The organism is Paenibacillus sp. IHB B 3415 (genome assembly GCF_000802655.2).
Taxonomy (GTDB): Bacteria; Bacillota; Bacilli; order Paenibacillales; family Paenibacillaceae; genus Paenibacillus_AQ; species Paenibacillus_AQ phytohabitans.
Genome location: NZ_JUEI01000068.1, coordinates 51,814 through 62,120 on the forward strand (window position 1 = coordinate 51,814; position 10,307 = coordinate 62,120).

At 51.2% G+C, this 10,307-nt stretch carries 6 protein-coding genes; 3 read left to right on the forward strand and 3 right to left on the reverse strand.

Annotation, left to right across the window (positions count from 1 at the left end):
• Positions 1-29: 29 nt before the first annotated feature.
• The gene (locus tag QW71_RS26700; RefSeq protein ID WP_039306486.1) at positions 30-1,370 is read right to left on the reverse strand and encodes an ABC transporter substrate-binding protein; all 1,341 of its coding nucleotides are present in this window, start codon (positions 1,368-1,370) and stop codon (positions 30-32) included.
• Between the two features lie 193 nt (positions 1,371-1,563).
• Between QW71_RS26700 and QW71_RS38285 the strand changes: the two genes are divergently transcribed.
• Together QW71_RS38285 and QW71_RS26710 are read left to right on the forward strand one after the other, a co-directional pair.
• The gene (locus QW71_RS38285) at positions 1,564-3,366 is read left to right on the forward strand and encodes a sensor histidine kinase (RefSeq protein WP_052770275.1); all 1,803 of its coding nucleotides are present in this window, start codon (positions 1,564-1,566) and stop codon (positions 3,364-3,366) included.
• A gap of 257 nt (positions 3,367-3,623) precedes the next feature.
• Complete coding sequence (locus QW71_RS26710) at positions 3,624-5,213, forward strand: response regulator (RefSeq protein WP_235441561.1); 1,590 nt, start codon at positions 3,624-3,626, stop codon at positions 5,211-5,213.
• A 166-nt stretch (positions 5,214-5,379) separates the two neighbouring features.
• On the opposite strand, the gene QW71_RS26715 is transcribed toward QW71_RS26710, so the two are convergent.
• Together QW71_RS26715 and QW71_RS26720 are read right to left on the reverse strand one after the other, a co-directional pair.
• On the reverse strand, positions 5,380-8,223 hold the full coding sequence (locus QW71_RS26715; protein ID WP_039306471.1) for a glycosyl hydrolase 115 family protein: 2,844 nt from the start codon (positions 8,221-8,223) through the stop codon (positions 5,380-5,382).
• Between the two features lie 131 nt (positions 8,224-8,354).
• Positions 8,355-8,870, reverse strand: coding sequence for a MarR family transcriptional regulator (locus tag QW71_RS26720; protein ID WP_083442742.1), 516 nt, complete (start codon positions 8,868-8,870; stop codon positions 8,355-8,357).
• Positions 8,871-8,985: 115 nt separating this feature from the next.
• On the opposite strand from QW71_RS26720, the gene QW71_RS26725 reads away from it, so the two are divergent.
• Entirely contained in the window at positions 8,986-9,855 is an 870-nt protein-coding gene (locus QW71_RS26725; protein ID WP_039306472.1) for an SDR family NAD(P)-dependent oxidoreductase, read from the forward strand.
• The last annotated feature ends 452 nt before the right edge of the window (positions 9,856-10,307 follow it).

The window sequence follows — 10,307 nt, forward strand, 5'->3', positions numbered from 1 at the left end:
GCCCCGTCCCCTTTCACTCTCTATATTTGTTATTGAGATTCCGCTGCTTTCTGCAGGTCTGCGAGCAGCTCTTCAGGTGTCGATCCGCCGGCGAAGAACTTGCCGAACGCATTCTGGCCGTCATCTTTGAACTTCGGAGTTCCGTAATCAAGACCCAGTGAACCTGCAGTAGTGGTTGCTCCGGTAAGAACATCTGTCAGCTGTTTCTGCAGTCCGCTCTCCGTGCCGGTCAGCTCATACTTCTGGGCAGGAACAGCCGCGCCGGTATCCCAGACGGTTTTGGCCCATTGATCTGCTCTCATTAGATAATCGAAGAATTTCTTGGCTTCTTCCGGATGCTTCGAGCTGCTGACCAGTGAATAGCCGCCGCCGTTCCAGGCCAGAAGGTCTGTATCCTTGCCTTTGCCGCCATCCACTACCGGGAATTTCAGCACAGCGACATTATTACGGAAGTCTTCGGACAGACTTTCATTCGTAGCCATTCCCGCTTCCCAGGAGCCCATGTACCACATTGCCGCTTTTCCCTGCGTAAATAAGTTCTGGGATGCGCCGTAGTCTGCGGTCATGAATGATTCCTGGAACAGCTTGGCCTCTCTTGCCTCACCCAGCAGCTTGGCCGCCGTGATGAAGCTCTCATCGGTTGTGAAGTTCTTCTTCTGCTCCACCGCATCCAGCATCAGGCTCTGATCTCCGCTCACCCGGATGACCAGGTCCTGGAAGAATGCCGCGAAGCTCCACAGGTCTTTACCGTTCACCGACATCGGCTCAATGCCTTTATCGCGGAATTGTTTGGCTGCATCCAGCAGCTCCGCGTAGGTAGCGGGTACATTTATGCCATTGTCTGCAAATATTTTTTTGTTATAGTAGATGACCTCATAGTCGCTGTTCCGGGGCAATCCGTACAATTTATCATTGAAAGTGAATGACTTGTATACGCCCGGGAGGAAGTTGTAGGTCTCCCCTTCGTACCCGGCCGGGTCCAGCTCTTTTACATAACCAGCCTGAACCAGTGTATTAAGCTCCGCTCCCCCGTGCACCATAGTGATATCCAGCGCTTCGTTAGAGGCCATATAGGCTTTTAATTTGTTCTTAAAAGGCTCTTCGGCCAGCGTTTCGAGTTCGATTTTCACATTAGGATTCTCTTTGGTGTAGTTGTCGATCACCATTTGCTCGGCCAGGCCCTGGCCCGATTTCCGGTCCGGAAGGTTGGAGAACACGCGCAGTGTGACTTGTTCAGCGGCGGGATCGGCTGCGTTGCCGTTTGTACTGCCTGCACTCTCATTCTGATCGTTGCCCCCGCATGCACTGAGTACCGAGACAGCTGCCAGCGCTGTAATCAGCAATAGATTCCGTGTAACTTTTGTATTCATAACCATTTAATCTCCCCCTAGTTGTTGTGATCTGGCTCGCCTTCTTTGTTGTGACCACATCGTAACAGAGAACCTAATCCGGGGTCAGTAGAGAAAAAGAGAGTAAAGTTTAAAATTGTCGACTCCTCTTCCGGCACCCTTGTTTAAATGCAGCAATACGCATAAGATAAAAAACAAAAAGGTTAGTGATCACGTGCTGCGTTTCTATTTAAATATGAATCTGCGATATAAGATAACGATTCTTATCTTCCTTCTGATCACCGCAGTAACTTTTGCTATAGGCGGATATTCGTATACCATCTCAAAGAAACAGATCATTAACAAAGTAAGCAACTCCAATCAGAGTGTGCTTAAGCAGATTGACAGCAATCTCTCCCGGATGCAGAAGACGATTGCCGACTGGGTTACGGTATTCAGCCTGGCTTCCGTTGTACAGGAGACGTTAAGAAGCAATACTCCGGATTCTGTCGAGATAGAGGATCAGTTCTATAACGGACCGACCGCGTCCATGATGAACCAGATGCTTGTGACCGGTAATTTCGATTATCTGGCGCTGTACGGCAGCCTGTCCGCACCCATGTTTCAGGTCGCCACCGATGACAGCAGCGGGGCCTACAGCCTGGACAAGATCACTCCGCACAAAATTTATAAGGAATCCGTTACCCTGAACGGCGCCTCCTACTGGTTCCCGCTGACGGAAGAGAATAATGTCTTTATTCAGAGCAACCGCAATGACAAGCTTGGCATGACCCGGATTATCCGCGATATTGTAAACGGAAACAGAATCGGCTTTGTATTTGTCGGCATAAATCTGGAGACGATCCGCAGAACCTACCTGACGGATCTCTATGATCAGGACCACGGCATTCTTATTCTGAATGAGAGCGGTAAGCAGCTCCTGGCCGCAGGTAAAGAAACGTATGACAAGAAGGCAGTAGACTTCGTGATGAAGCAGGCCGAAGCCGGCATTCTGTCCGGTTATACCATCGTGAACCTGCAAGGCGGGGATACGCTGCTGAACTATAATATCAATGCCAATGGCTGGATAACACTGTACAGTGTGCCGCTCAGTTCGTTGACCGAGGAGCTTAACTCAATAAAGTCGGCTGTGCTGATCATGATTCTGGCCAGTTTGCTCCTTAGTATACCCCTGCTGATGTTTTTCTCCTCATTCCTGACTGCACCGATCAAGACCCTTCTGCTGTCGATGCGCCGCTTCCAGAACGGTCAGTTCGAAGAGAAGGTTAACATTAAATATTGGGATGAGATCGGCCAGTTAAGCCGGGGGTACAACAACATGGTCGCCAATATTAAGGCGCTGGTGGACGATGCTTATCTGCTCAAGCTTAAAGAGCAGGAAGCGGAGCTCAAGGCGCTGCAGTCCCAGATCAACCCCCATTTTCTGTACAACATGCTGGATACGATTTTCTGGGAAGCCGAATCTGCGGGGCAGGACAAGATCAGTGAGATGGTGATCAACCTCTCCAGATTGTTCAGATTAAGTCTTAACCAGGGCAAGAGCTTCACCAGCGTAGCCAAAGAGAAGGAGCTTATCGAGCTGTACCTGTCGCTGCAGAAAATGAGATTTAAAGACTCTCTGGATTTCGTGATTGATATCCCTGAAGAGCTGCACCCCTATGTCATTCTGAAGCTCAGCCTGCAGCCTTTTATTGAGAACGCGCTGATTCATGGGATTGAACGTAAACGCGGGGGCGGCTGTGTGAGTATCAGCGGACAACGGACCGGAGATCAACTGATGTTCGTGATTGAAGATAACGGGGGCGGCATGAGCAGCGAGACCCTGCAGAAGATTCTCACCCTGCCGGATGAATCGGATATTTATACGGCCCGGGATACCGGGGGATACGCGGTGCAGAATGTCCAAGCCAGACTGAAGCATTTCTATAAAGGGGATTTCACACTGCATTACACCAGCGTCCCGGGAGAGGGTACACGCGTGGAGATCATAATTCCGGCTATCTTGAATGATATTTAGGCTGAATATAAGAAGAAACGGCTTCGCCGTCCTCTGAAAGAGGCGGCATCCGTTTCTCCAAAAATAGAAGGATAATGGATAGCGTGAAACCTATAAATTCTTATATTTCAAGTGGAAACAGTTACGCCGTCCTTTAAAGGACGGAGCGTTTCAGCGAGAAATAGAAGGATAAGTTATCATGCGAAGCATATAAATTCTTATATTTTAAGAACATAACAAGAAGCGCAGAGGACCGGAGGGATTATCACTTGTTTAATATGATTATCGTGGACGATGAAGAACGGGCCCGTGTCGGGATCAGAACCTTAATCGACTGGCAGGCGCACGGAATTATGATTATTGCCGAGGCCAGAGACGGCCAGGAAGCACTGGATATTCTGGGTACCCACCCGGTCGACATCATGCTGACGGACATCCGGATGCCGCAAATGGACGGTCTGGAGTTAATCTCCATTGTCTCCGGGAAGTATCCCCATATCAAATCGGTGATTATGAGCGGATATGATGATTTCGCCTATGCCCAGCAGGCTATTAGAGTCGGAGCCAGCAACTATCTGCTGAAACCAAGCCGGAGACAGGAGATTCTTAATACAATACTGGATATCACCGAGCAGATTCAATCGGAGAAGCTGGAGATCAAATCGCTGGAGCATCTGCGGCAGGGCTTCCGGGAGAGTCTGCCCCTGCTGAAGGAGAAGACCTTAAGCCAGCTGGTTCTCACCGAGAGTCCTTCATATCCGCGGCTGCTGGCCAATCTGAAGATGAACAATCTGGTATTTCCTTATCTGCTGTATGGCGTGATTTTGCTGCGGATTGATAATTTCCGGCAGCTGCACCAGAAATATCTGCATGAGGATACGGAGCTGCTGAAATACGGGCTGAAGAATATTTGCGAGGAATCCCTTCCGGACACGATAGTATGTATCGCCTTTGAACATCAGGATGATATTGTCCTGATCCTTAATACGGATGAGCTACTGGATCATGAGGAATTAAGCGGATATATCCGGATCATTCAGGATAATATCCTGAGTTATCTCCGGTTCACGGTCTCTGCCGGAATCGGAAGTATAGATAAGAATCTTCAGCATTTACGGCGTTCTTTTCTGGAGGCATCCCAAGCGCTGAATACGAGAAACTACACAGGCACCGGCAAAATCGTGGAGTTCAGCGGGGAATTTGATGATGAAGCCTCCCAATCCTCTTACCCTCTGCATGAGGAGCAGGAGGTGCTTAAGGCTGTCCGGAACGGCTCCCCCGAAGAAATCGCCGGGAAGCTTACCCTGTTCAACGTGGCCCTGCAGCCCGAAACGGTATCCAGGGACCAGGTGATCAAGTCGAGCTTCGCCCTGTTCTTCGCGCTGTATAAATTATGCATTGAGAATAACGTCAACGTGAACAAGGTGTTCGGACAAAATCTGACCGAGCTGATCCAGGTTCTGTCCCGCTCCAGTCTGGATCACATTTTTCAGTCTCTGCTTGAGACTGCCCTTCTGGTCAGTGAGCATTTGACCTCCAAGAAAAACAGCAACAAATTGCTGGAAGCAGCCAAGCTCTATATCGGGCAAAATTACATGAAGGATATCAACCGCGAGATTGTCGCCAGAGAAATCTATATTACACCCGGCTATTTAAGCCTGCTGTTCAAGCAGCAGCTCAAAATCAGCTTCACCGATTACCTGCATAAGATACGCATAGAGCATGCATGTCTGCTATTCAAAGATCCCGGAATGCGGATCGAGGATATCGCTCTGCAGTCCGGGTATAATGATACGAAATATTTCTATCAGGTGTTCAAAAGGTATAAGGGCATTACTCCGAATCAGTTCCGCAGCAATGCGGAGTAACGGGAGTAAGGCGGAATGACGGGGAGTTACGGGGAGTTACGGGGAGTTACGGGGAGTAACGCGGAGTGACGCGGAGTGACGGTGAGTTACGGGGAGTGACGGTGAGTAATGCGGAGTAATGGAGAGTAAGGGCAGTGCGCATTGCGTTGCGGGCTTCCGCCGGAAGTCAGCTGTGATAGCTCTCCACCGGCCCCAGATAGGAATACGGCAGCGGTCCGGCAGACAATACCAGCTTCTGCAGGACAAGTCCGGCATCCAGTCCGTAAAAGCGCAGCGTATGCTGGCCCTTGGCCAGTACATGACGGGTAACCTGCGTATGAATATTGTCCATCACCGCACGGCACCACGGCTCATTGTCATGGTTGCCGCCTTCATAACCCGGAGGCAGCGCATCTGCGGTGACCGGCGGTTCCCCGTCGAATCCGGCGGCATACTTCAGGCCGCAGACTGGAGACAACTGGTTAGTCGGCGCAATATAGGCGGTCAGGCTGTATTCGCCGTCCTGATGGACGAGCAGCCGGTACTCCAGACAGGGCGCTTCCTGCGGCTGATCAAAGGAGCTGCCGGCGGGGAACATTTTGACCGAAGATAAGGTCCGTCCGTAGTTGTTAATGGTCTTCCACTCGGCTCCGGATTTCGCCACGCGGTTTGTAGTATGCTCCGCTTCGATAGAAACGGTATTATGCGTCTGGATGAAGGTCATCGGCGGCACATTGGTAATGTCGGTCCACTCCACTGCTACTTGGACGGTTACGTTTGTGCCGGCACCTGTAACGGAAATCTCACCAGAAGCTGCCCCCTCTGCCTTCTCCCAATCTACCGAAACCCGGATCGCCGCTCCAGTATCCACCCAGCCGTGATCCTGATCCAGGCTGATCCAGTCCGCACTGCTGACTGCCTGATAATCGAACCCCGCACCGCCGCTGCTGACCGTAATCTCATAGCTCTCCTGCTGAAGATTCGTAAACGCCGGGAGACCCGCTGTCCCTGCCGTGTAACCCTGCTCCGTTCCCTCTACACCAACAATCATGATGGCTTTCTTGGCAGGGGTCACTCTGCTGACCTCCGGATAACTCCAGCCGTCCGCGTTCCAGTTGACATAGCCGACATGCGGGGAGCTCATCATGCCCTGCCATTTGCCGCCCGAGATTCCGGTATTGTAGTGCTGCTCCAGCTGCTTATCCCGTTCAATCGCTTGCTCTGCCAGATCAGCGTATTGATTGGAGAGTCTACTTCCCCGCTTAGCATGCAGGCGGTTCAGCCCCGCATAAATCTGCATTGCGAGGACATTGGCGGAGGCCACTGCCGGATAATAGACCAGCTGGTAGTAGGCATCCCTGCTCGCTGCGGGAAGTTCAAGCTCATAATCTGCAGCTGCCTGCTCCAGTCTGAGCGCCTGTTCCAGTACTCTTTGCGCCTCTTGATGATGCAGCACGCTGAAGGTGCCCGCTCTGACAATCTCCGGCTTACGCCGCCCGTTCATCCGGGTATACTCCGCCAGTACCGCTGCGATTCCGTCAACCGTCCCGGGCTTCAGGCCAGCTCCGAACTGCTGCTCCACCCACCGCCGGGTATATTCTTCTGTCTGGTTAATCGCTCCGGTTCCCCAGGCTTCAAAGTCATAAGCTAAGTCCATGAAGTAGGATAGCGGCAGCTCCATCGGCTTCAGATCGCCGACATTCACCACCCAAATATCGCGGATGCCGTAATCATAGGCCATGGTCATCTGCTCCCAGACCTTCTCCAGCGGAGTTACATTCACCCACTCATAGGAATACGGACCGCCATGATAGTCGAAATGGTAGTAAATTCCCCAGCCGGCGTCCCGTTGCTGCTCATGTTTTTCCGGGATTTTGCGGAGATTGCCGAAGTTGTCATCCGAGAGCAGAATCGTCACATCCTGCAGCACCTCCCAGTCCTTCAGTCCTTCTGCTTCCGCCGTACCGTACCAGTACTTCTCGACCTCCTTGTACACAGCCAGAACCTGAGGCATATGCTCCAGATTGTATTTCTTCAGCAGGGCCTTCTGGGTAAGGATAATCTGCTTCAGCAGCTCAATATTCTCCTGGTCTGAGCCTTCGAGGGCAGAGTCACTCTCTCCGCGCATGCCGAGTGTAACCAGATTATCATAGTGTCGGTTGCGCTTAATTCCGTCTTCCCAGAAGGCGGTAATCGCTTGCGGGTTGCGGGCGAAATCCCACAGATTGCTTGTCCCGTACTGCGCGTACACCTTCTGCCATTCGCTGCCGGCCCTGAACAACGGCTCATGATGCGACGTTCCCATAACAATGCCGTATTCATCGGCATGAACCGCATTGGCAATCGGACTGCTTGTACCATTCAGACTGAATTCTGCACTCCACATCGCTGGCCACAGAAAGTTCCCCTTCAGTCTCAGGATTAGCTCGAACACTTTGTCGTAGAAGCCCTCATTGAAATCGCCAAAAGCATGCGTGACCCAGGAGCCGAGCGACGGCCAGTCATCATTCAGGAAGAACCCCCTGTATTTAACGGAAGGCTCTCTGGAGCTGCGATTCAGTCTGCTTGCAGGAATGGACAGTGTGGTGTTCTGCTCCGGAACCACATCCGCAAAATACACCCACGGGCTGACCCCGATCAGCTCAGAAATGGAGTAGATGCCATAGATTGTCCCGCGTTTATCGCTGCCCGCAATGACAAGCGCCCGGTCCACGCCAGGCAGTGGAGCTTCAACCAGCTGCAGCCGGTAGCACTCCCGCTTGCCTTGAATCGACGTGACGTCGAGGACGCCTTCTGCAATCAGCCTGTCGATCAGCTCATTTCCGCCTATGGCTCCGGCGATGACGACGGTTCCTGAGAGCTGTTCTTTTCGTGTCAGAATCACAGGTGCTATACCGCTCACCAGCTCGATATCCGCGCCGAAAGACTCCGCCACCCGGCGCAGCCCGTTATAATCTGTCCCCTTCGGGTCCAGATAAATATGAACCGCCTGGTCTGGCGCGGCAAGTATAAAGTCCTCATTCGATTTCATGGAATAGCTTCCTCCCGGATTGTCCGATTTCGTATGCTTACGCACATTATATCGGGAAAGCGGTTACAGGTTCCATGGTCTAACTAGTAAGTTTTTGTAATTAGTAAAGGAGGCGCTAAGCCGTCACCAGCTTATAGCCCGTTGAACTGCTTGAGCATGTGAATGAACTGGTGCAGCTCGTCGTCATTCCATACCGCAGTCCGCCCGAAGAACACGGACCCCTTCTCGTTAAGGGCAGCTATTGTCTGCTGCTGTCCCTGCTCTGTAAGTGAGAGAAGGATGGCCCGCCCGTCATCGGGTGAGGCTTCTCTGCTCACATAGCCCAGAGACTCCAGCTGTTTGATCAGACGGCTGACCGCGCTGCGGTCCATAGCCGTTGCTTCCGCAATGGCGGCAGCACTTGCCGGCCCATAGGAATAGAGCCAGCGGACAATATGGAAGGCGGCCGGCTGCAATGAGGAATCGAACCGCGCGGCGGCTTTGACATTCAGCGCATGCGCTGCGCTGATCAGTGCGTTAAGCTGCTCTCCCAGCGCCAGCTCCAGCTGTTCTCTCGAGTCAAGCCTTGATTGATCAATGTTTATTGGGTCATTGTTTACTTGGTGATTATTGTTTACTTCGTTATCGTATTTTGGGTTCTGCTTCATATTCATTCACCTGTCCTTAATTCAGAGATAACCGCCGCAAATATAGTTGACATATATCCATTATATAATTATAGTGGACATATATCAATTATACATTAATTAAAGGAGAATAACCATGCCCAAACAACCAACCGTTGTCATCACCGGAGCCACTAGCGGACTGGGACAGCTTGTAGCCGTCCAATTGGCGGAAAGAGGCTATGCGCTTGTCCTGACTGCCCGCAGTGAAGAACGTGCTGCGGCTACCAGAACCATCATCGAGGCCCGTCAGCCTGCTGCAACTATCCGTTTTGTCTATGGAGACCTGTCGCTGATGCAGGATGTGAACCGGGTTGGCGCTGAAATTGCTGCCGCCTGCCCTTCCATCGACGTACTTTTGAACAATGCAGGAATCCACGCCTTCGAGCCCCGCACCACTGCCGAAGGTTTGCCGGAGATGATGGCTGTGAACTATCTGGCACCGTGGCTGCTGACGCATAGACTGGAGACTTCGCTGCGCAATGCAGGCAAGGCCAGAGTAGTCAACGTAGCCTCTGAGGCTTCGCGCCGTCATGGTGTACTCAGCCTGCCCGGGGACTTAACGGATACTGCAGCTTTTACTGCCCGGGGCTCCTCTCCTGTCTACGGCAAAACCAAACTGCTAAACATCATGTTCACGGCAGAACTGGCCCGGCAATGGGCAGGCAGCGGAATAACAGTCAATGCCCTGAATCCGGGCTTCAATGTAACCGGACTGGGACGCGAACTGCGGTTCGCTTCTGTGATCGAGCGGATCCTGAAGCTCATCCGGCTCGGAGACCCGCGAAGAGGAGCAGAGATTATCACCCGGTTAATCGTGGACCCGTTTTTTGGGACAGTAACCGGAGGTTATTTTAACGTGGGCACAGGAAAGTCCATTGTACCGGTATCCCCTGGCGGCGATGAAGCGATGCAGCGCAGGTTGTGGGCAGATACACGGGAGCTGCTGGGGGAAAACCGGGATTAGATGATATGTGTCGCTTTTGTTCTACAGACGGAAGCGGGAAACACGATTTTCTAAGGACAGAAACATACAGGTGAATTAAGACATGGATTGACTTTATATTCCATTGTTGATAATGTGAAGGGGCCAAATGGTTGTAAATACCATACGGAGGATTCAATCATAATTTTTGTCTTTACTTGTGTGGTTCAGAGTTGTTAACTTAATGTATCTTGCTCAACAATCGGGATGAATACTTGGAATATAAATTAGAGTTTACTCATGGACAATAAGTTTTCCATATTGTGCATGAGTTATTTACGTGGAGATATATCCTAACCCTACTCTTACTATATAAATGATAAATGATAGAAATTGAGGTATGAGATGAAAAATACAAAAAAAATTATTATTGGATTAATTTCCTTAATAACTCAACTTTCGCAGCCTAAATCTCCAAACAAACCCTTGATATA

Bases quoted from the DNA above. Each gene is read 5' to 3' on its own strand.
- QW71_RS26700 (WP_039306486.1), bottom strand. From the start codon at position 1,370: ATGAATACAAAAGTTACACGGAATCTATTGCTGATTACAGCGCTGGCA.
- QW71_RS26710 (WP_235441561.1), top strand. From the start codon at position 3,624: ATGATTATCGTGGACGATGAAGAACGGGCCCGTGTCGGGATCAGAACC.
- QW71_RS26715 (WP_039306471.1), bottom strand. From the start codon at position 8,223: ATGAAATCGAATGAGGACTTTATACTTGCCGCGCCAGACCAGGCGGTT.
- QW71_RS26720 (WP_083442742.1), bottom strand. From the start codon at position 8,870: ATGAAGCAGAACCCAAAATACGATAACGAAGTAAACAATAATCACCAA.
- QW71_RS26725 (WP_039306472.1), top strand. From the start codon at position 8,986: ATGCCCAAACAACCAACCGTTGTCATCACCGGAGCCACTAGCGGACTG.